The sequence below is a fragment of the Roseateles sp. P5_D6 genome (assembly GCF_054049415.1).
This window is the reverse complement of sequence record NZ_JBFUMK010000001.1, coordinates 226089-245671: the sequence shown is the minus strand read 5'-3', so window position 1 is coordinate 245671 and position 19583 is coordinate 226089. Positions and strand designations below refer to the sequence as shown.

General features: G+C 67.4%; 19 protein-coding genes and 1 tRNA gene. 1 reads left to right on the top strand and 19 read right to left on the bottom strand.

The features are described from left to right. Positions 1-27: 27 nt before the first annotated feature. A tRNA-Leu gene (locus tag ACXJKM_RS01075) sits at positions 28-112 on the top strand. 263 nt (positions 113-375) lie between these two features. On the opposite strand, the gene ACXJKM_RS01070 is transcribed toward ACXJKM_RS01075, so the two are convergent. The 19 genes from ACXJKM_RS01070 to scpB form a co-directional block, all read right to left on the bottom strand. Continuing rightward, on the bottom strand, positions 376-897 hold the full coding sequence (locus ACXJKM_RS01070; RefSeq protein ID WP_056198151.1) for a phosphoribosyltransferase: 522 nt from the start codon (positions 895-897) through the stop codon (positions 376-378). 45 nt (positions 898-942) lie between these two features. Next, positions 943-2277, bottom strand: coding sequence for an adenylosuccinate synthase (locus tag ACXJKM_RS01065; RefSeq protein ID WP_457349694.1), 1335 nt, complete (start codon positions 2275-2277; stop codon positions 943-945). Between the two features lie 43 nt (positions 2278-2320). Beyond that, entirely contained in the window at positions 2321-3484 is a 1164-nt protein-coding gene (locus tag ACXJKM_RS01060; RefSeq protein ID WP_457349692.1) for an ATP phosphoribosyltransferase regulatory subunit, read from the bottom strand. Between the two features lie 61 nt (positions 3485-3545). Further along, the gene (locus ACXJKM_RS01055) at positions 3546-3728 is read right to left on the bottom strand and encodes a DUF2065 domain-containing protein (RefSeq protein ID WP_056198157.1); all 183 of its coding nucleotides are present in this window, start codon (positions 3726-3728) and stop codon (positions 3546-3548) included. Next, positions 3725-4621 (bottom strand): protease modulator HflC, encoded by an 897-nt coding sequence (hflC, locus tag ACXJKM_RS01050; RefSeq protein ID WP_056198161.1) that lies wholly within the window; start codon positions 4619-4621, stop codon positions 3725-3727. Before hflC ends, ACXJKM_RS01055 begins: the two co-directional genes overlap by 4 nt. Before the next feature lie 15 nt (positions 4622-4636). Next, positions 4637-5884, bottom strand: a complete 1248-nt coding sequence (hflK, locus tag ACXJKM_RS01045) for an FtsH protease activity modulator HflK (protein ID WP_157281646.1) — start codon at positions 5882-5884, stop codon at positions 4637-4639. Continuing rightward, positions 5881-7122 carry a GTPase HflX gene (gene hflX / locus ACXJKM_RS01040; RefSeq protein WP_235531995.1) on the bottom strand — a complete coding sequence of 414 codons (1242 nt, stop codon included), beginning with the start codon at positions 7120-7122 and terminating at the stop codon, positions 5881-5883. Before hflX ends, hflK begins: the two co-directional genes overlap by 4 nt. Positions 7123-7132: 10 nt before the next feature. Beyond that, a complete protein-coding gene (gene hfq, locus ACXJKM_RS01035) occupies positions 7133-7375 on the bottom strand; it encodes an RNA chaperone Hfq (RefSeq protein ID WP_056198163.1) in 243 nt (80 codons plus the stop codon). 82 nt (positions 7376-7457) lie between these two features. Then, a complete protein-coding gene (gene der / locus ACXJKM_RS01030) occupies positions 7458-8795 on the bottom strand; it encodes a ribosome biogenesis GTPase Der (protein WP_056198165.1) in 1338 nt (445 codons plus the stop codon). After that, positions 8792-9928 carry an outer membrane protein assembly factor BamB gene (gene bamB, locus ACXJKM_RS01025; protein ID WP_457349689.1) on the bottom strand — a complete coding sequence of 379 codons (1137 nt, stop codon included), beginning with the start codon at positions 9926-9928 and terminating at the stop codon, positions 8792-8794. The genes der and bamB overlap by 4 nt, the downstream gene beginning before the upstream one ends. Beyond that, positions 9925-10596, bottom strand: a complete 672-nt coding sequence (locus ACXJKM_RS01020) for a YfgM family protein (protein ID WP_457349687.1) — start codon at positions 10594-10596, stop codon at positions 9925-9927. The genes bamB and ACXJKM_RS01020 overlap by 4 nt, the downstream gene beginning before the upstream one ends. Positions 10597-10633: 37 nt before the next feature. Next, positions 10634-11941, bottom strand: coding sequence for a histidine--tRNA ligase (gene hisS / locus ACXJKM_RS01015; protein WP_457349685.1), 1308 nt, complete (start codon positions 11939-11941; stop codon positions 10634-10636). Then, on the bottom strand, positions 11938-13200 hold the full coding sequence (gene ispG, locus ACXJKM_RS01010; protein WP_457349683.1) for a flavodoxin-dependent (E)-4-hydroxy-3-methylbut-2-enyl-diphosphate synthase: 1263 nt from the start codon (positions 13198-13200) through the stop codon (positions 11938-11940). Before ispG ends, hisS begins: the two co-directional genes overlap by 4 nt. Further along, the gene (locus tag ACXJKM_RS01005) at positions 13200-14090 is read right to left on the bottom strand and encodes a helix-turn-helix domain-containing protein (protein WP_457349681.1); all 891 of its coding nucleotides are present in this window, start codon (positions 14088-14090) and stop codon (positions 13200-13202) included. Before ACXJKM_RS01005 ends, ispG begins: the two co-directional genes overlap by 1 nt. Positions 14091-14123: 33 nt before the next feature. Beyond that, positions 14124-14906, bottom strand: a complete 783-nt coding sequence (gene pilW / locus ACXJKM_RS01000) for a type IV pilus biogenesis/stability protein PilW (RefSeq protein WP_457349679.1) — start codon at positions 14904-14906, stop codon at positions 14124-14126. Between the two features lie 29 nt (positions 14907-14935). Then, entirely contained in the window at positions 14936-16045 is a 1110-nt protein-coding gene (gene rlmN, locus ACXJKM_RS00995) for a 23S rRNA (adenine(2503)-C(2))-methyltransferase RlmN (protein ID WP_457349677.1), read from the bottom strand. Between the two features lie 128 nt (positions 16046-16173). Further along, positions 16174-16602, bottom strand: coding sequence for a nucleoside-diphosphate kinase (gene ndk / locus ACXJKM_RS00990; protein WP_457324717.1), 429 nt, complete (start codon positions 16600-16602; stop codon positions 16174-16176). A gap of 83 nt (positions 16603-16685) precedes the next feature. Beyond that, entirely contained in the window at positions 16686-18656 is a 1971-nt protein-coding gene (locus ACXJKM_RS00985) for a pseudouridine synthase (RefSeq protein ID WP_457349675.1), read from the bottom strand. After that, positions 18653-19405: an SMC-Scp complex subunit ScpB gene (scpB, locus tag ACXJKM_RS00980; RefSeq protein WP_457349673.1), complete on the bottom strand. Its 753-nt coding sequence runs from the start codon at positions 19403-19405 to the stop codon at positions 18653-18655. Before scpB ends, ACXJKM_RS00985 begins: the two co-directional genes overlap by 4 nt. Positions 19406-19583: the final 178 nt, after the last annotated feature.

Genomic DNA, 19583 nt, shown 5'->3' with positions numbered 1-19583 from the left:
CACTTCGTTTGAAGTCTTGAGCAACTAGCCCAGGTGGCGGAATTGGTAGACGCACTAGTTTCAGGTACTAGCGGGTAACTCCGTGGAGGTTCGAGTCCTCTCCTGGGCACCAAAACAAAAGACAAAAGGCCAGCACGCAAGTGCTGGCCTTTTGTCTTTTGGCGCCCAGGAGAGGACTCGAAGGGCACGTCACCGAGGACCGAGGGCAAGCCCCGCGGCTTGCCCGACGCCTCGATGAAGGCTTCGCGCTTGCAAGCGCGAAGCCGCCTGCCGGGGTCGCCGGAGGTGACCGAGTCCCCGCCGATGCGCCCTCGATGGGCGCTTCGGCGAGTGGTGGCACAAACCGAGTTCTGTCGTGCCACGCCCTCGTTCCCCTCAAACAGCGAACTTCTTCGCCAGCAGCTCCGGCCCCATGCCGTCGTACTCCTCGAACGGCTGATGGATCCACGGCGAGGTTTCCAGCATCTCGCAGTAGTAGTCCGGCATGTAGGCAGAAACCTTTTTGGTCCAGATGACCGCCGAGCGCAACTCGGTGATGGACGGCATGCCGCGCAGGCGCTCCACCACGGCCTTCAGCGTGACGCCCGAATCGGCCAAGTCATCCACCAGCAGCACGCGGCCGGCCAGTTCGCCCTTGGGCATGGTGATGTACTTGGCCATGTCCAGGCGACCCTGGATGGTGCCGGCCTCGGCGCGGTAGGAGCTGGTCGACATGATGCCCAGGGGCTTGTCGAAGACGCGCGACAGCACGTCGCCCGGGCGCATGCCACCGCGGGCCAGGCAGAGGATCTGGTCGAACTGCCAGCCCGAAGCGTGCACCTTGAGGGCCAGGCGCTCGGTCAGCAGGTGGTACTCGTCCCAGGACACGTAGAGGTGTTTGCCGTCGTCGGTCAGCATGATGGCGGGGTCTCCGTCGAATAGGTTTGAAGTGTCGGGCGAATTTCAGGACGAATAGGGGTGGCGCAGCACGATGGTGTGCTCGCGGTCGGGGCCGGTCGAGACCATGTCGATGGGCGCGCCGATGACTTCTTCCACGCGCTTCAGATAGCTGCGCGCATTGGCCGGCAACTTGTCCCAGGCAGTGACGCCGAAGGTCGTCTCGGGCCAGCCCGGAAAGGTCTCGAACACGGGCTCGCAGGCCTCGATCTCGTCGGCGTCCAGCGGCAGGATGTCGAGCAGCTTGCCATCGAGCTGGTAGCCCACGCACATCTTGATCTCGGTCAGGCCGTCCAGCACGTCCAGCTTGGTCAGGCACAGGCCGGTGATGCCATTGATGATGATGGAGCGCTTCAGCGCAGCGGCGTCCAGCCAGCCGCAGCGGCGCGCGCGGCCGGTCACGGTGCCGCGCTCCTGGCCGACGGTGGACAGGTGGTAGCCCACGGTCCCGGGCGTTTCCCAGTCCAGCTCGGTCGGGAAGGGCCCGGAGCCCACGCGCGTCGTGTAGGCCTTGGTGATGCCCAACATGTAGTGCAGCATCTGCGGGCCGACGCCAGCGCCGGCGGCGGCATTGCCGGCCACGCAATTGCTGGACGTCACGTAGGGATAGGTGCCGTGGTCGATGTCCAGCAGCGTGCCCTGGGCGCCTTCGAACAGGATGTTGGCGCCAGCCTTGCTCGCTTTGTGGATCATGTAGCCGACGTCGGCCAGCATGGGCTTGATGGCTTCGGCCATCTTCATCGCCTGCTCGAAGATGGGCTCGAAGGCCAGCGGCTCGCCCTTCAGATAGCCCGACAGCGCGAAGTTGTGCAGGTCCAGCAGCTCGCGCAGCTTCTTGGCGAAGCGCTCAGGGTGCTTCAGGTCCTGGGCGCGCAGCGCGCGGCGGGCGACCTTGTCCTCGTAGGCCGGGCCGATGCCCTTGCCGGTGGTGCCGATCTTGCCGCTGCCGCTGGTCTCGCGCAGCTGTTCGCGCGCCCTGTCCACGGCGACGTGGAAGGGCAGGATCAGCGGGCAGGACTCGCTGATGAACAGGCGCGAACGCACCTCGACGCCGGCCGCTTCCAGGCGCTCGATCTCGGTCAGCAGATGGGTGGGGTCCACCACGACGCCATTGCCGATGTAGCAGGCCACGCCGTCGCGCATGATGCCGCTGGGGATCAACTGCAGCGCGGTCTTCACGCCCTTGATGACCAGCGTGTGGCCTGCGTTGTGGCCGCCCTGGAAGCGCACCACGCCCTGGGCGTGATCCGTCATCCAGTCCACGACCTTGCCCTTGCCCTCGTCACCCCATTGGGTGCCGACGACGACCACATTGCGTCCACGCGCGGTTTGGCTCTGCATCTTGTTTGCCTGCTAGCTTTGGATTGGGAAGGGCCGCCGGCGCTCAAAGCGCGCGGACGATCCAGTCAGTGTGCTCGCGAACCAGTTCGCGGTCACAGTCGAATTCATCGGCCTCGTGCTCATGGCCCGGCAGCACGCAGACCACGGTCTCGCCCTGCTCACGCAAGGCCCGTACAGCCTGGCGCAGTGAAGCATCCTCGCCCCACGGCGCGCGCACGGCGGCGCGCAAAGGCGTGGCCGGCACCAGGGCCACCAGCGTCTTCAGGTCCAGACTGAAGCCGACGGCCGGGCGGCGGCGGCCGAAAGCGGCACCGACCTCGTCATAGCGCCCGCCGCGCAGCACGGCGTCGGAGCAGCCCGAGGCATAGGCGGCGAAGCGGATGCCGGTGTAGTAGGCATAGCCCTGCAGATCGGCCAGGTCAAAGCCCAGCGCCACCTCGGGGTGGGCAGCGGCAAGATGGCCGGCCAGCCAGTCCAGGTCGGCCAGGGCGGCCTGGACCAGAGGGTGACCGGGCAGCCGGCGCGCGGCATCGGCCAGCACTTCCCGGCCACCGAACAGACTGGGTAGCGCCAGCAAAGCATCGCGTGTGACGGCCGGCATGCCCGCGCTCAGCGCGGCCAGTGCGGAGAGGTCCTTGGCGGCCAGCGCCGCCGTCAGCGCTTCCAGCGTCTCGGGAGCCAGCTTGATGCCTTCCAGCACGCCTTGCAGCAGGCGTGCATCGCCAAGGTCCAGCATCACGTCGCTCAAGCCGGCTCGGCGCAGCGCGTCCAAGGCCAATTCATGCACCTCAAGGTCGGCTTCCAGGCCGGCATGGCCATAGATCTCGACACCGAACTGCAAGGGCTCGCGGCTGGTGTTGAGGCCATCCGGCCGCGTGTGCGCGATGGGCCCGCAGTAGCACAGGCGAGTCACGCCCTGGCGGTTCAGCAGGTGGGCGTCGATGCGAGCGACCTGGGGCGTCGTATCGGCACGCAGGCCAAGCGACCGGCCCGAGAGCTGGTCAACCAGCTTGAAGAGCTTGATTTCGGAGCCACTGCCCGTGCCGGAAAGCAGCGAGTCGAGATGCTCCAGCAGCGGCGGAATGACGAGCTCGCAGCCGTAGCTGCGGGCCATGTCGAGCAGTTCTCTACGCAGCTCTTCGATGTGGCGCGCCTGCGAAGGCAGAACATCGGCGATGTGCTCGGGCAGCAGCCAAGCAGAGGACATGGGCGAAGGCAGGCGGTTAAAAACGGCATTCTACCGGTGCCTCCCGGGCCCAGCCTTCAGATCAGCGCAACCAGAGCAGTCCGAACACACCCATCAGGATGCTGGCCAGGCCGATGAAACGAATCTGCCCATCGCTCATCGCCAGGATGCGGCTGAAGACCTCGCGCCAGCGCGCCGGGCTGAGCAGGGGCATCAGCCCCTCGATGACCATCACCAGCGCAAGCGCGGTGAGGAGTTCGTTCACTTGCGCGCCGGTGCGGCGGCGGCCGCGGCGCCGGAGCCCCGCATGGCCTTGAAGAAGTCGCTGGATGGATCGACCACCATCACGTCGCTCTTCCTGCTGAAGCTGGCGCGGTAGGCCTCCAGCGAGCGGTAGAACTGGGCGAACTGGGGATCACGGCCAAAGGCTTCGGCGTACAGGGCAGAGGCCTTGGCGTCGCCCTCGCCTTTGATGAGCTGGGCATCACGGAAGGCCTCGGCAACGATGATTTCGCGCTGGCGATCGGCATCGGCCTTGATCTGCTCGCCCTCGGCGGAGCCGGTGGACCTGGCCTCGGCGGCCACGCGCTTGCGTTCCGAATCCATGCGGCGGTAGACCGACTCGGTGATGCTGGCCGCGAAGTCCACACGCTTGATGCGCACGTCAACGACCTCGATGCCGAACTGCTTGGCCTCGTCGGCCAGGCGTTTGCGCACGTCCTGCATGATCTTCTCGCGCTCGGTGGCCAGCACGGCGATGACGGTGCGCTTGGTCACTTCATCGTTGAAGGCGGCCTGCACGACGGGCACCAGGCGGTTCTCGACGTTGCGCATGTCAGCGCCGCTGTTGCGAATGAACTGGCGCGGCTCGGCGACGCGCCACTTGATGAGCCAGTCGATGACCAGGCTCTTCTTTTCAGCCGTGAAGACGGGCCGCGACTCGGTGCTGTCAAGCGTCTGCACGCGGCGGTCCAGCAGCACGACGTTTTGCAGCGGCGGCGGCAGCTTGAACTTCAGGCCCGGCTCGGTAACGACTTCCTTGATCTCGCCGAGCGCATAGATGACGGCGAACTGGCGCTGGTCGACGATGAAGAGCATCGACGACAGCAGCATCAGGACGACGATGGCGCCGGCGACGATGGCGGCAATACGGTTCATTCGGATGGTCCTCGATCAGCGGCCGTCGCGGCTGCGCTGGTTGTCACGGCTGCGCAGGTCGTTGGCACTGGGCAGCGTCTGCGGCTCGGGCACGGTGGTCGGCTGCGGTGCCGACACGGTCACGGTGCCGCTGCTGCCTTGCTGCAGCAGCTTGTCCAGCGGCAGGTAGAGCAGGTTGGAGCCGCTCTTGCTGTCCACCATCACCTTGCTGACGTTGGTGTAGACCTGCTGCATCGCGTCGATGTAGAGGCGGTCGCGCGTGACCTGGGGCGCCTTCTGGTACTCGGTCAGCACGCTCTTGAAGCGCGCCGCATCGCCCTCGGCCGTTGCGATGACACGGGCCTTGTAGCCCTCGGCCTGCTCGCGCAGCCGGGCGGCATCGCCTCGCGCACTCGGGATCTTGTCGTTCGCATACGCCTGGGCCTCGTTCTTCAACTGCTCGCGGTTGGCGTTGGCCTTCTGCACGTCGTCAAACGCCGCCTGCACCTGCTCGGGCGGCTGCACGCTCTGCACATTGACGTTGACGACCTGGATACCGGCCTTGAGGCGATCCAGCTGGACCTGAATGGACTTGACCAGGTCAGCGGCGATGGCGTCGCGCTGCTCATAGAGCACCGAATCCATCGTGCTCTTGCCGACGATCTCGCGCACCGCCGACTCTGCGGCCAGCAGCACGGCCTGCTCGGGGTCACGGTTCTCGAACAGGAAGTCGCGCAGGTCACGGATGGTGAACTGCACCGTGAAGCGGATATCGACGATGTTCTCGTCCTGCGTCAGCATGGACGAGTCGCGCAGGCCGGTGGCGGCGACGACCGAACTGCGCCCAACCTCGACCTGGCGCAGCTGCGAGACCGGCTGGATCTCATGCGCCTGGAAGGGATAGGGCAGGCGCCACTGGAAACCAGCTTCGACCGTCTTGCTGTACTTGCCGAAGGAAGTGATGACGCCCTGCTGGCCTTCCTGCACGATGAAGAAGCCGCTGGCCAGCCAGCCCAAAACGACAACGCCGGCGATGAGGCTCAGGCCAATACCGGCGCCCTTCATGTCGGGCGAGCCACCGGAGCCGCTGGGGCCGGATGGCCCGCTGGACTTGCCACCGAACATGCCCGAGAGCTTGCGATTGAATTCGCGCCAGAGCTCGTCGAGATCGGGCGGGCCGTCGTTGCGGCCGTTGTTCAGCAACCGGCTCGCGGCACGGGCGACCGGCGTCATCAGACGCTGGGCCCAGGTGCTGCGGGGCGTGGTGTGAGGAGTGCTACTCATGCCTGGGAGGGGTCTGAGGAAGAAGTTTCGGGATCCGACGAATCAGTGTCGAAACGTGGGTCCCGTTCGTCGGGAATCAAGGGCTGGACCTGCATGGCGGTCGCAATCAGCTGGCGCAACTCGGCAAGGCCGCTGCCATCCAGGGCGCTGACGAAGACTCGCGGCGTCGGCTCGGTACTGCCATTGGCGCGCAGCACGGCGTCGACGATCTCGCGCGGGCGCTGATCGCCGGGCAGCAGATCCTGCTTGTTGTAAACCAGGATCTGCGGCACGTCGGCCGCACCGATCTCTGCCAGCACGCGCTCGACCTCCGCCATCTGTTCCTCCAGCACCGGGCTGGCGGCATCAACGACATGCAGCAGCAGGTCGGCGTCGGCCGCCTCCTGCAGCGTGGCGCGAAAGGCCTCGACGAGCTTGTGCGGCAGATCGCGGATGAAGCCCACGGTGTCAGACAGCGAGACGCTGGCCGCGGCCTGCTCCAGGTAGAGGGAGCGCGTCGTCGTGTCCAGCGTCGCGAACAGCTGGTTGGCCGCATAGGCGCGCGCCTTGGTCAGCGCGTTGAACAGCGTGCTCTTGCCGGCGTTCGTGTAGCCGACCAGCGAAACCTTGAAGACGCCATTGCGCGAGCGCGCCTTGCGCTGCGTGCCGCGCTGGCGCTGCACCTGTTTCAGGCGTTCCTTGGTCTTCTTGATACGCTCGTCGATCATGCGGCGGTCCAGCTCGATCTGAGCCTCGCCGGGGCCGCCGCGCATGCCGATGCCACCACTCTGGCGCTCCAGGTGGCTCCAGCGCCGTACCAGGCGCGTGGCCAGGTATTGCAGGCGCGCGAGTTCGACCTGCAGCTTGCCCTCGTGGCTTTGCGCACGGGCGGCAAAGATCTCGAGAATCAGCGCGGTGCGGTCGGCGACGGGCACGCCGAGCACGCGCTCCAGGTTGCGCTGCTGGGCCGGCGAAATGGCCTGATCGAACAGCACCGTGTGGGCCTGGTGGGCCAGCACGAGCAGCTTGATCTCGTCGGCCTTGCCGGAGCCGACGAACAGGGCGGCGTCAGGCGCCGGGCGGCGGGCGATGACCTTGGCGACGGGCGTGTCACCGGCGGATTCCGCCAGCAGGGCCAGTTCATCCAGGCTCTCGTCAAAACCCTGGGCGTTGCGGTGACGACCGAAATCGACACCCACAAGAATGGCGCGCGCCGCCTCGGAGGGCGGCGTCGCGTCGTGGGCAGAGGTCGAGGACAAGGGGTGGGGATCAGGCGTCCGCGGGAGCGTCGCCGGCGTGGAAGTTGACCGCACGGCCCGGCACGACAGTCGAGATCGCGTGCTTGTAGACCATCTGCGTCACAGTGTTGCGCAGCAGGACGACGTACTGGTCAAACGATTCGATGTGGCCTTGGAGCTTGATGCCGTTCACGAGGTAGATCGAAACGGGCACATGCTCTTTGCGGAGCAGGTTCAAAAAGGGGTCCTGCAAAAGTTGGCCTTTGTTGCTCATCGGTATGCTCCGAGTTATTCGGGGGGATGGGGGACTACGGGTAAGACCTTAACACAGCGTCTCAGGCCCTCCAGAGGTCAGCCTAGGTCTTTTCGTCGAAGGGATTCTTCGAAGAACGCAGCTCGATCTTCAGCGGCGTTCCGACCAGCTTGTAGTGTGCGCGGATGCGGCCTTCCAGATAGCGCTTGTAGACCTCGGTGACACCGTCCAGCGCATTGCCGTGGATGACGACGATGGGCGGGTTCTGGCCGCCTTGGTGGGCATAGCGCATCTTGGGGCGCGAAACCCCCGAGCGCTTGGGCTGCTGATGCTCCGTGGCTTCCTGGATGAGGCGGGTCAGCACCGGCGTCGTCATCTTGCGGTAGGCCGAGGCATAGGCGTCGGCCAGCGAATTCCAGACCGCCGACAGGCCCTGGCGCTTCAGCGCCGAGATGTTGTGCATCGGCGCGAACTTCAGGAAGGTCAGACGCTGCTCGATCTGGCGCTGCAGCGTCTCGCGCTGGTAGCTGTCGACGGCGTCCCACTTGTTGAGCGCAAGCACCACCGCACGGCCACTGTCGAGGATGTAGCCGGCGATGTGGGCGTCCTGGTCGGTCACGCCCTGCGTCGCGTCCAGCAGCAGCAGCACGACGTGCGCGTCGGCAATCGCCTGCAGCGTCTTGACGACCGAGAACTTCTCGATGGCCTCGAAGACCTTGCCCTTGCGGCGCAGGCCAGCCGTGTCGATGAGCTTGAATTTCTGGCCGTTGCGCTCGAAATCGACCGAGATCGCGTCGCGGGTCGTGCCCGGCATGTCGAAGGCGACGAGGCGCTCCTCGCCCAGCCAGGTGTTGATCAGCGTGCTCTTGCCGACGTTGGGGCGGCCCGCGACGGCCAGGCGGATAACGCCGTCCTGCTGCGGGCCGGCACCGAACTCTTCGGTGGCGTCCTCGAAGGGCTCCAGCACCGCGTCCAGCAGGCTGCGGATGCCTTGGCCATGGGCCGACGAGATCGGATGCGGCTCACCCATGCCGAGCTCATGGAACTCGGCCAGCAGCGGCGATTCGCTCATGCCCTCGGCCTTGTTGACGGCCAGATGCACGCGCTTGTTGACGCTGCGCAGATAGCGCGCAATGTCGCTGTCGTGCGCCGACAAACCCAGGCGGATATCGACGACGAAGATGACCGCATCGGCCTCGGCCACGGCCTGCTTGGTCTGCTTGGCCATCTCCTTGACGATGCCGGTGCTGCTGTCGGGCTCGAAGCCGCCGGTGTCGATGCAGATGAACTCGCGGTCGCCCATGCGGCCGTCGCCGTAGTGGCGGTCGCGCGTCAGGCCGGCGAAGTCGGCCACGATGGCGTCGCGCGACTTGGTCAGGCGGTTGAACAGCGTCGACTTGCCCACATTGGGGCGGCCGACCAGGGCAATGACAGGTTTCATTCGGCGGTGATCGCGAACAGGCCGCCGCTCTTGGTCGCAACGAGGGCCGTGTCGCCCTGCAGCGCGATCGTGACGACCGGCGAGCCGTCGGTGGCCAGGCGTGAGCGCGTCTTGCCGGTGTCGCGGTCGATCAGATGGACCTGGCCCTCGAAGTCGCCGATCAGCACCTGCTTGGCCGTCACAACGGGTTCGGACAGCTTGCGGCGCTGGAACTGGTCCGCCGACCAGGCGAGGTCGCCGTTGGCCAGCTTCCAGGCCGACAGGCGGTCGGAGGCGTCGCCGGCGACGACGACCTGGGCGTCAGCGCCGATGCCGTTGGTGCCACCGACGACGCGGTTCCACAGCGCGCTGCCGCGCTCGGCGTTCACGCAACCCACCGAGGACTGGAAAGCGCGCGCGCAGATCACCTCGCCCTGGCGCACAGCCGGGCCAACCAGATCGGCCAGGCGCTCGACCTCATTGGTGCCGCGTGGCGTGGCCACGCTGGCTTCCCAGCGCAACTGGCCCTTGACCGGGTCGACACCGGCCAGGCGCGGGCCCTGGCCGACCACCAGCGTGTCCTTGTAGGCCAGCAGCACGCCGGCCTTGGCCAGCGTCAGCGGCTCGCCGGGGCGCTTCAGTTCCCAGATCTTGCGGCCATCCAGCGCGTCGAAGGCCAGCACTTGGCGGTCCAGCGTCAGCGTGAAGACACGCTCGCCAGCCACCAAGGGCGCAGCGACGACGGGCGTCGGCAGGGCCTTCTTCCAGGCCACCTTGCCGTTGTCCAGCACGACCAGTTCGTTGTCGCGGTTGACGACAGCGGCAAAGCGGCCATCGCTGCCGATCCCGGCCGACAGCTTGGCGCCCACATCGCCGCGCCAAAGCTCGCGGCCATCGGCGGCGGCCAGCGCGCGCACGCTGCCATCGCTGCTGGCGACGACGAAGCGGTCACCAGGCGTCGCGATGCTGAGCGGGAAGCCGATGTTGTCGCCCTTGGCGCTCCAGACGATGCGGCCGCTCGCCGGGCCGGACAGGGTCTCCAGCGCAGCCGGCTTGTCCTTCTCGCTGCCGAACCAGGAGGTCCACGTCGAGCTGATCGTGGAACAGCCGGTCAGCGAAGCCGCCAGCAGCGAGATCAGGGCAACCCGCCTCATTGCGCGGCTCCGGCGGCTTCGACGGCGGTCGGCACACCCAGCGTCGCCAGCTTGGCCTCGACGATGCGGCGGTAGTCCTGGGTCTTCTCCAGGCCAGCCAGGGCCTTCTGGTACTCGGCCTTGGCGGCGTCGCGCTTGTCCTGCAACAGCAGCAGGTCGCCACGGCGGTCAGCCACCAGGGCGGCGAATTCGGTCGTCTTGATCGCGTCCAGCGTCTTGCCGGCTTCGTCATAGGCCTTGGCGTCGAGCTGCAGGCCGGCCAGACGCAGGCGGGCCACGTCGCGGTAGGGGCCGCCCTCGGCGCCCTGCTCGGCCACCCAGGTCAGGCTCTGTTTGGCGTCGTCGGCCTTGCCCTTGTCCAGCTGCAGCTTGGCAACCTGCAACCCGGCCTGGGCCGCATAACCTGTGCCGCCGTAACGGGCTTTCAGGTCGCCCGCGGCGATGGCGGCCTTGTCGACGTCCTGGGCGGCCAGGGCGCGGTCGAATTCGTCGTACATCGCGGCGGCCTTGGCAGCTTGGTCGCGCTGATACCAGTTCCAGCCTTGCCAGGCGGCAAAGGCGGCCAGGACGGCGGTCAGCACCCAGGTGATGAGGTTGCCCCAGCGCTTCCAGAACGCTTTGAGTTGTTCGAGTTGTTCTTGTTCTTCGAGGTCGAGATGGGCAGCCATGGGAAAACTTCAGGAAAGGGTCTCGGGAGGCCCGGGATTATGCGGGGAGGAGATCGGCGGCCCAGGAGGCCACGTCGGCGATCGGCCGGCTGAGCTGTTCGCCACCGTCGCGCAGCGGCTTGACGCTCACCTCGCCACGGGCCAGTTCGTCGGCGCCGAAGACGAGGGCAAAGCGCGCGCCGGAGGCGTCGGCCTTCTTGAACTGCGATTTGAACGAGCCGCCGCCGGCATGCATCTGCACACTGACACCGGCCTCGCGCAGCGCCTCCACTACGCCAAAAGCCTGGGGCAGGGCCGCGGCGTCGGGCACGATGGCGTAGGCCTGGGGCGCCGACGACGGCACGGGCAGGCCGAGTTCGTCGATCAGCAGCAGCAGGCGCTCGATGCCCAGGCCGAAGCCGACGGCAGGCGTCGGCTTGCCGCCGAGCTGTTCGAACAGGCCGTCATAGCGGCCACCACCGCAGACCGTGCCCTGGGAGCCGAGTTGGTCGGTCACCCATTCGAAGACGGTCAGGTTGTAGTAGTCCATGCCGCGCACCAGGCGCGTGTTGACGCGGTACTCCAGACCCGCCGCGTCGAGGATCGCGCGCACGGCGTTGAAGTGGGCGAGCGTCTCTTCGCCGAGGAAGTCCATCAGCTTGGGCGCCGCCTCGATGACGGGCTGCATGGCCGGGTTCTTGCTGTCCAGGATGCGCAGCGGATTGCTGTGCAGGCGCTTCCTGCCGTCTTCGTCCAGCAGCTCGGCATGGGCCTCGAAGTGGGCGATCAGCGCGGTGCGGTGGGCGTTGCGCTCGGCCGGCTGGCCCAGCGAGTTCAGCTCCAGGCGCACATGCTGGCCCACGCTCAGGCCCAGGGCCTGCCAGAGGCGGCGCACCATCAGAATGATTTCAGCGTCCACATCAGGCCCGGCAAAGCCCAGGGCCTCGACGTCGAGCTGGTTGAACTGGCGGTAGCGCCCTTTTTGCGGGCGCTCATGGCGGAACATCGGGCCCATCGTCCACAGCCTGAGGGGCCCGTTGTAGAGGGCGTTGTGCTCGACCATGGCGCGCACGATGCCGGCCGTGGCCTCGGGGCGCAGCGTCAGCTGGTCGCCGTTCATGCCGTCGGTGAAGGAATACATCTCCTTCTCGACGATGTCGGTCACCTCACCCAGGCCGCGCACGAACAGCGCCGTCGGCTCGACGACGGGCGTCAGCATGTACTGGTAGCCGTAGCTGCCGAGCACCTTGCGCAGCGTGGTCTCGAACCAGCTCCACAGTTCGCTGCTGGGCAGCTTGTCCTTGCGGGTGACGCTGGTCGGGAGGATGTCGTTCATCCCCTTGACCGCCTGAATCGCCTTGCTCATGCAGTTGCTGTGGCGCCGAAGCGCTTCTCGATGTAGTTTTCGACCAGCGCGTGGAACTCGGCCGCAATGTTGTCGCCGCGCAGGGTCAGCGCCTTCTCGCCGTCGATGAAGACCGGCGCCGCCGGGGCCTCGCCGGTGCCGGGCAGGCTGATGCCGATGTCGGCATGCTTGCTCTCGCCGGGGCCGTTGACGATGCAGCCCATGACGGCCACCTTCATCTCCTCGACGCCGGGGTATTTGCCGCGCCAGACCGGCATCTGCAGGCGCAGGAAGTCGTCGATCTGCTTGGCCAGTTCCTGGAAGGTCGTGCTGGTCGTGCGGCCGCAGCCCGGGCAGGCGGTGACGCTCGGGTTGAAGTGGCGCAGGCCCAGGGCCTGCAGGATCTCGAGCGCCACGACCACTTCCTGGGTGCGCGACTCGCCCGGCTGGGGCGTGAGGCTGACGCGGATGGTGTCGCCGATGCCTTCCTGGGCCAGGATGCCCAGCGCGACCGAGGAAGCGACCGTGCCCTTGGTGCCCATGCCGGCTTCGGTCAGGCCCAGGTGCAGCGCGTAGTCGCAGCGGCGGGCCAGCTCGCGGTAGACCGAGATCAGGTCCTGCACGCCGCTGACCTTGCAGCTGATGATGATGTTGTCGGGGTTCAGACCCAGCTGGGCGGCATAGGCGGCCGACGTCAGCGCCGATTCGACGAGAGCCTGGTACATGACCGGCTTGGCATCCCAGGGCTGGGCACGCTTGGCGTTCTCGTCCATGAACTGCGCGAGCAGCTCCTGGTCCAGGCTGCCCCAGTTGACGCCGATGCGCACGACCTTGTCGTACTTGGCAGCGGCCTCGACCATCATGGCGAACTGGCGGTCCTTCTTGTCGCCCTTGCCCACATTGCCGGGGTTGATGCGGTACTTGGACAGGGCCTGGGCCATGGCCGGATGCTCGGTCAGCAGGCGGTGGCCGTTGTAGTGGAAGTCGCCCACCAGCGGCACGTCGATGCCCATGCGATCGAGCTGCTCGCGGATGTAGGGCACCTGCTCCGCCGCCTCGGGCGTGTTGACGGTGATGCGCACCATCTCCGAGCCGGCGATGGCCAGCTCCTTGACCTGAATGGCCGTGCCGATCGCGTCCACCGTGTCGGTGTTGGTCATGGACTGCACGCGCACCGGTGCGTCGCCGCCGACCGTGACGACACGGCTGCCCCAGACCACGCGGGCCTGGCGGCTCCTGCGCGGCGCAGGTGCGGCCTCGGGGATGATCCATTCGCTCATCATTTCAACTCCAGTCGAGCGATGTTGTCCTTGGCTAGCGGCGCCAGGTCGACGGCGGCACCGCGCCATTCGACCTGGGTGCCGCGCACATTGCCAATGCGCAGCTTGTAGGGCGCGGCGCCCGTGAACTCCTGCTGTTCGCCCGCACGCAGCACCCGCGACAGCAGCGGCTGGCCCTTGGCGTCGGCAACCTCGATCCACGTATCGGCCGTCGCCGTCACGCGCAGCGCGCTGCCGGGCGAAGCGGTGACCGTCGCCTTCACCGGCGGCGCAGAGGCGGGCATGGCGGCGGGCGGCGGTGCAACATCACGCACCTGCAGCGGCGCAGATGCCACGGGTTCTGGCAACGTCGTTACTGGTTCGGAGGCGGAGGGTGCGGGCACGAATTCGACGACCGGCGCGCTCGCCGTGACAACGGTGCCGGACGCCGCTGGAGCCACCACACTGGCGCCGCGTTCGGGCAACCAGCCCGCTGGGATCCAGTAGATGGCTGCCGCGGCGACCAGCAGCAGCACCGGTCCCCAGATGACGGGCCTCGTCGCCAGGCCCAGCACGCCGCCATCAATGGGGCCGGCACCGCGCTCACGGAAGGGCTGGTTGAGCCCGGGGCGCACGTCGAACTCGCGATCGCGCGTGCGCGGCAGCATCACCAGCACCGGTGCCGGGTCCACCTTGAGCGCCCGGCACATGGCCGTGGCCAGCGCGCGGGCAAAGGTAGCGTCGGGCAGCTCGTCGAAACGGTCGGCCTCCAGGGCCTCGAGCTTGGCCTGCGGCACCTTGAGCATGACCGCAAGGGCGGCGATGTGCAGGCCGCGCTGCTGGCGCGCGTTCCTGAGCCAGGCGCCCGCGGTGGCGGCCTGGCTGGCGAGTCCCTCGGTGGTGGGTTCCATCGTCTCGTTCTTGCTGTGCGCCGCAGTCACGGCTTATTCGTCGTAACGGCCGGCGTCCAGGGACTGGGTCTCCGGGGCCTGGGGGTATTTGCGGCGCATTTGCATGGCCAGATCGTCCACCGTGCCGCTGTTGCCGAGCTTGCGCTCGATGCGCAACTGCAGCCACAGGCTCTGGGCATTGACTTGCTCGGGCTGACTGTTGACACGCTTCACATAGAAACGGGCACGCTCCAGCTCGCGGTTGCGAAACAGCACATCGGACAGATTCATGGCGACAGCCGGGCTGCCGGGGTCCAGCTCGAAGGCGCGCGCCAGCGTCTTCTCGGCGACCAGCATGCGGCCCGAACGGGCCTCGCAGACGCCCTTGGCGAGCAGGGTGCGGGCCGGCGCGCGATAAGTGGACTGGGCCAGGGCCTGGTCGAACAGTGAGTCCGCCGTCGGCCAGCGCTGCTGCTGGCACATGAACCAGCCGTAGTTGTGCAGCGTGTCGGGATCGTTGGGATAGACGACCAGGGCGCGGCGGAAGGCCTCCTCAGCAAGCTGATGCTCGCCCATGGCGGCGTAGATGAGGCCGCGCAGGTTGACGGCTTCACGCATGTCGGGCTTGAGCTGCAGCGCCATCTTGAGCTCGTCCAGGGCCGTGTTGAACTGGCCGCGCGAGAAATAGCCCTGGGCCAGTTCGAGCCGGATCGCGGCGCGGCGGTCGCCGTCGGTCTGGTCCGAGTCGGTCTTGATCTCGCGGTCGGCGCCGGGCGCGGTGGTACCGGCGCAGGCAGCAAGGAGGGCGGTGGCCAGAACGATCAACAGTCGCTTCATCAAATCCTCGAAGGTGGCACCAGGGGGCATCAGGTGGATTTGGCCACCGTGACGGGTGCCCTGACCATGCGGATATGCGCGCGGGTGCGGTCCTGCACCTCGCCGGCCAGCTGGCCGCAGGCGGCGTCGATGTCGTCGCCGCGCGTCTTGCGCACCGTCGTCACGATACCTGCCTGGATCAGCACCTCGGCAAAGGCCTGCACGCGCGCATTCGTGCTGCGCGTGAGGCCCGAGGCCGGGAAGGGGTTGAAGGGGATCAGGTTGATCTTGCAGTTGACCTTGTTCCTCAGCAGCCTGACCAGCTCATGGGCCTGCTCGGGCGAATCGTTCACCTCCTGCAACATGCAGTACTCGAAGGTGATGAAGTCGCGCGGCGCCTTCTCGAGGTAACGGTTGCAGGCGTCCAGCAACTCGGCGATGGGGTATTTCTTGTTCAGCGGCACGAGCTGGTCGCGCAGCGGATCGGTCGGCGCGTGCAGGCTGACGGCCATGGCCACCGGGCAGTCCTCGCGCAACCGGTCGATCATGGGCACGACGCCCGAAGTCGACACGGTGACGCGGCGGCGGCTCAGGCCATAGCCATGGTCGTCCAGCATGGTCTTGAGCGCCGGCACGAGCTGGTCATAGTTCTGCAGCGGCTCGCCCATGCCCATCATGACGACGTTGGAGATCACCCGCTCCGTCGTGTTGAGGCGTTTGCGCAGGTTGTGCTCGGCAAACCAGAGCTGGGCCGTGATCTCGGCGGTCGTCAGGTTGCGGCTGAAGCCCTGATGGCCCGTCGAGCAGAAGCGGCAGCCGACCGCGCAGCCGGCCTGGCTGGAGATGCACAGCGTGCCGCGATCATCCTCAGGGATGAAGACGGCCTCGACGGCATTGCCGGCACCGACGTCGAACAGCCATTTGATCGTGCCATCCGTCGAGACATGTTCGGAAATGACAGGCAGCGCCGCGATGTGGGCACGGCCCTTGAGCTTCTCGCGCAGGGACTTGGCGAGATCGGACATCTGGTCGAAGTCCGACGCGCCCTTCTGGTGGACCCAGCGGAACAGCTGGGTCGCACGGAATTTCTTTTCGCCCAGTTGCTCGCAGTAGGCGGCCAGGCCTGGGAGATCGAATCCGAGCAGGTTGACCGTATCCATTGCAAACCTCCAAGCGCCCCACCGTCGCCGGCTAGTGTCTTACTTAGCGACTGCAGCGGAACTGGCTTTGCCAGGCCGCTAGCAGTGCCCCTTGAGGGGCCGGCGTCAGCCGGTAGGGGTGGGCTTGATCAGCGACCGGCGTAGACGTTCATGCCGGGGAAGAAGAAGGCCACTTCGACAGCGGCCGTTTCGGCGGCGTCGGAGCCGTGCACGGCGTTGGCGTCGATGCTGTCGGCGAAGTCGGCGCGGATGGTGCCCTTCTCGGCCTTCTTGGGGTCGGTGGCGCCCATCAGGTCACGGTTCTTCAGGATGGCGCCTTCGCCTTGCAGGGCCTGGATCATGACCGGGCCGGAGATCATGAAGCTGACCAGGTCGTTGAAGAAGGGGCGGGCCTTGTGGACGGCGTAGAACTGTTCAGCTTCGACGCGCGACAGGTGCACCATCTTGGCGGCCACGACCTTCAGGCCGGCGGCCTCGAAGCGGGCGTAGATCTGGCCGATGACGTTCTTTGCCACGGCATCGGGCTTGATGATGGACAGGGTGGTTTCGATCGCCATGGGGTTCTCCTGATGGGGCGTATTGGACAAAGCCTGTGATTGTAGCGGGCAGGGATGACCCTAGTTGTATCCCCCGCCCGGTTTCAGCGGCGGCCGCCGTAGCCGCCGCCGGAGCGACCACCACCACCACCACCACCACCGCCGCCCTTGCCGCCGCGGCCACCACCTCCGCCACCACCGCCGCGGCGCAGGAAGGCGTCGCCGCCGATATAGCCCACCGAGGTCTGCATCGGATCGGGTTCACGCGGGCCATTGCCCTTGTTGCCACCGCCCTTGCCTTGCCTGTTGTCCTGCTGGCTGCCACCGGCGCCAAAGCCCTGAGGCAGGCCGCGCTTGCCGCTCGTCGCATGGCGGCGGTCGAAGGTCTGCTCCAGCGGGTTGACGTGATGCGGAATGAAGCCGTCATCCTCCTCATCGTCACGGCGCGGGGCGCGCTCCTCGCGCGGCGGACGGGCCTGCTGAGGCTGCGGCGCCTCGGGCGGGCGGCTCGGGCGCGGGCCGCCACTGCCGCTGTGGCGCTCGTCGTTGCGGCGCTTGTTGCGATCGTTCTTGTTGCCTTGGCCCTGCTGCTGTTGCGGCTGGCTCTTGCCCTGCCCTTGCCCGAAGTTCTGGCCCTGGCCACTGTTGGAGGTATGACCGGCCAGGCGGCGGATGACGCGCACGTCGTCGTCGCCTAGTTCCACCCAGACGCCGCGCTTCAAGCCGCGCGGCAGCACGACGGTGCCGTAGCGGATGCGGATCAGGCGGCTGACGACCATGCCGACAGCCTCGAAGAGCTTGCGCACTTCGCGGTTGCGGCCCTCGGTGATGACGACGCGGTACCAGCGGTTGGCGCCTTCGCCGCCACCGTCCTCGATGCTCTTGAAGGAGGCCACTTGACCTTCGACGTTGACGCCTTCGAGCAGCTTGGCGCGCTGCTCGTCGCTCAGCGCCCCCAGCACGCGGGCCGCGTACTCACGCTCCACGCCGAAGCGCGGATGCATCAGTTGGTTGGCCAGTTCGCCGGAATTGGTGAACAGCAGCAGGCCTTCGGTGTTGATGTCCAGGCGGCCGACGGACTGCCATTTCTGGCCCTGCACGCGCGGCAGCGAGCGGAACACCGTCGGGCGGCCTTCCGGATCGTTGAAGGTGGACACCTCGCCGGTGGGCTTGTGATAGGCCAGGATGCGCGGGTTCGGCGGCGAGATGCGCACGCGCACCTCCTTGCCATTGACGCGCACCCGGTCGCCGAAGGAGATGCGCTGGCCGACGTGGGCGACCTCGCCATTCACCTCGATCTTGCCCTCGGCAATCCATTCCTCGATGTCGCGGCGCGAGCCGATGCCGGCCTGGGCCAGCACCTTTTGCAGCTTGGGGGCATCGGCATCCGGCGCCAGCACGCGCTTGGCTTCACCCTCAGCACCCTCCTCCACCGCTTCGTCGGCCTCGGGCCGCAGCTGTGGTGGCTCGCCCGCCGGCCCTTCGGATTCGGCATCCAGATTGCCCGACAGCACATCGGCGAAGCGCGCCCCCGCGGCCTCGACGAGTTCCGGCGCCACGACCGCGCCGGGCAGTTCATCCCCGCCCGCGACCGGGGCGTCCTGACGCTCCGCACGGTCCTTGCGGTTGCGGCGACGGTTGCGGCCTCGGCCGCCACGCTCGCCGTCTTCACCCGCCTCGCCGTCATTCCCTTCGTCATCCGCCTCACCACTCACCGAGGCGGGGGGGGCCGGCGCGTCTTCCGCCAACGTGAAGATGGGCACTGCGGCAGGCGCGGGCGCCTCTGCGGAAACGGCCGGCGCCGCCTCCTCAGCGGCGGCGGCCTTGCGCGGCGCGCGCTTGCGGGCCGGTGCCGGCGCCTCCTGCGCAGGCGCTGCCTCGGGCGCAGCCGCTCCCTCCTCCACCACCGCCTCAGCGGCCTTGCGGCGGGTGCGCTTCACCGCCACGGGCGCGTCGGCCTCGGGGGCGGTCTCGGCGGGTGCCTTGGCCGTCGTGCGGCGCCGCTTGGGCGCGGCAGGCGCTTCGGCGTCGGCGTCGGGAGGCAGGGACTTGTCTTGGTCGGCAGCGTCGTTCATGCGGATTCGGGCTGAGGTTGCGGGGGCGGGTCGGTGGGGTCGGGATTGGGAAGTGCGGGCGTGCCGTCGTCGCCAAACAGGCTCAGACTCGGGACGATCTCTTCGGCAGGCGGCTCTGCGGGGATTTCGGCAGGGATTTCGGCGGGCGTTTCAGCGGAAGCCTCGGCCGGCAACTCAGCGTCTTCTGAGTTGTCCAGCAACTGGCCCTGCAGCGCCTCGAAGGCTGGCGGGGCTTCGCCGCCAATGTCCAGGGCGGGCAACTGTTCCAGGCTGGCCAGGCCCAGGTCGTCCAGGAAGGACTTGGTCGTCGCGTACAACGCCGGGCGGCCCGGGGTCTCGCGGTGGCCGATGGCCTCGATCCAGCCGCGGTCCTCAAGCTGCTTGACGATCTGGCTGGCGACGACGACGCCACGGATGTCCTCGATGTCGCCGCGCGTGACAGGCTGGCGGTAGGCAATGATGGCCAGCGTCTCGAGCACGGCACGCGAATAGCGCGGCGGCTTCTCGGGATGCAGCCGGTCGAGGTACTCGCGCAGCTCGGGGCGGCTCTGGAAGCGCCAGCCCGAGGCCAGCGCCACCAGCTCGACGCCCTTGCCTTCCCAATCGCGGCTCAGCTCGTCAAGCAGGCTGCGCACGGTATCGGCGCCGAGTTCGTCGGCGAACAGGCTGCGCAGCTCGCGCAGCGTCAGCGGCTGCGAAGCACAGATCAGTGCGGTCTCGAGGACGCGCTTGGCATCCTGGGTGTTCATGAACGCAATCGCGCCCTCAATCAAGCCTGGCTTGGCAATCCGTCCGGGCCTGGGCGCTCACAGCGTTCGGCAGGCAATGCGGACGGGGTCTGTCCGGGCGTCACGGTGGGGCTCAACAGCCTTCCAGCGAGACGCGATCGGGGTGGTTGACCGGGCGGGCGGATGAACTGCTAACCGC

Bases quoted from the DNA above. Each gene is read 5' to 3' on its own strand.
- ACXJKM_RS01070 (WP_056198151.1), bottom strand. From the start codon at position 897: ATGCTGACCGACGACGGCAAACACCTCTACGTGTCCTGGGACGAGTAC.
- ACXJKM_RS01065 (WP_457349694.1), bottom strand. From the start codon at position 2,277: ATGCAGAGCCAAACCGCGCGTGGACGCAATGTGGTCGTCGTCGGCACC.
- ACXJKM_RS01060 (WP_457349692.1), bottom strand. From the start codon at position 3,484: ATGTCCTCTGCTTGGCTGCTGCCCGAGCACATCGCCGATGTTCTGCCT.
- hflC (WP_056198161.1), bottom strand. From the start codon at position 4,621: ATGAACCGTATTGCCGCCATCGTCGCCGGCGCCATCGTCGTCCTGATG.
- hflK (WP_157281646.1), bottom strand. From the start codon at position 5,884: ATGAGTAGCACTCCTCACACCACGCCCCGCAGCACCTGGGCCCAGCGT.
- hfq (WP_056198163.1), bottom strand. From the start codon at position 7,375: ATGAGCAACAAAGGCCAACTTTTGCAGGACCCCTTTTTGAACCTGCTC.
- der (WP_056198165.1), bottom strand. From the start codon at position 8,795: ATGAAACCTGTCATTGCCCTGGTCGGCCGCCCCAATGTGGGCAAGTCG.
- bamB (WP_457349689.1), bottom strand. From the start codon at position 9,928: ATGAGGCGGGTTGCCCTGATCTCGCTGCTGGCGGCTTCGCTGACCGGC.
- ACXJKM_RS01020 (WP_457349687.1), bottom strand. From the start codon at position 10,596: ATGGCTGCCCATCTCGACCTCGAAGAACAAGAACAACTCGAACAACTC.
- hisS (WP_457349685.1), bottom strand. From the start codon at position 11,941: ATGAGCAAGGCGATTCAGGCGGTCAAGGGGATGAACGACATCCTCCCG.
- ispG (WP_457349683.1), bottom strand. From the start codon at position 13,200: ATGAGCGAATGGATCATCCCCGAGGCCGCACCTGCGCCGCGCAGGAGC.
- ACXJKM_RS01005 (WP_457349681.1), bottom strand. From the start codon at position 14,090: ATGGAACCCACCACCGAGGGACTCGCCAGCCAGGCCGCCACCGCGGGC.
- pilW (WP_457349679.1), bottom strand. From the start codon at position 14,906: ATGAAGCGACTGTTGATCGTTCTGGCCACCGCCCTCCTTGCTGCCTGC.
- rlmN (WP_457349677.1), bottom strand. From the start codon at position 16,045: ATGGATACGGTCAACCTGCTCGGATTCGATCTCCCAGGCCTGGCCGCC.
- ndk (WP_457324717.1), bottom strand. From the start codon at position 16,602: ATGGCGATCGAAACCACCCTGTCCATCATCAAGCCCGATGCCGTGGCA.
- ACXJKM_RS00985 (WP_457349675.1), bottom strand. From the start codon at position 18,656: ATGAACGACGCTGCCGACCAAGACAAGTCCCTGCCTCCCGACGCCGAC.
- scpB (WP_457349673.1), bottom strand. From the start codon at position 19,405: ATGAACACCCAGGATGCCAAGCGCGTCCTCGAGACCGCACTGATCTGT.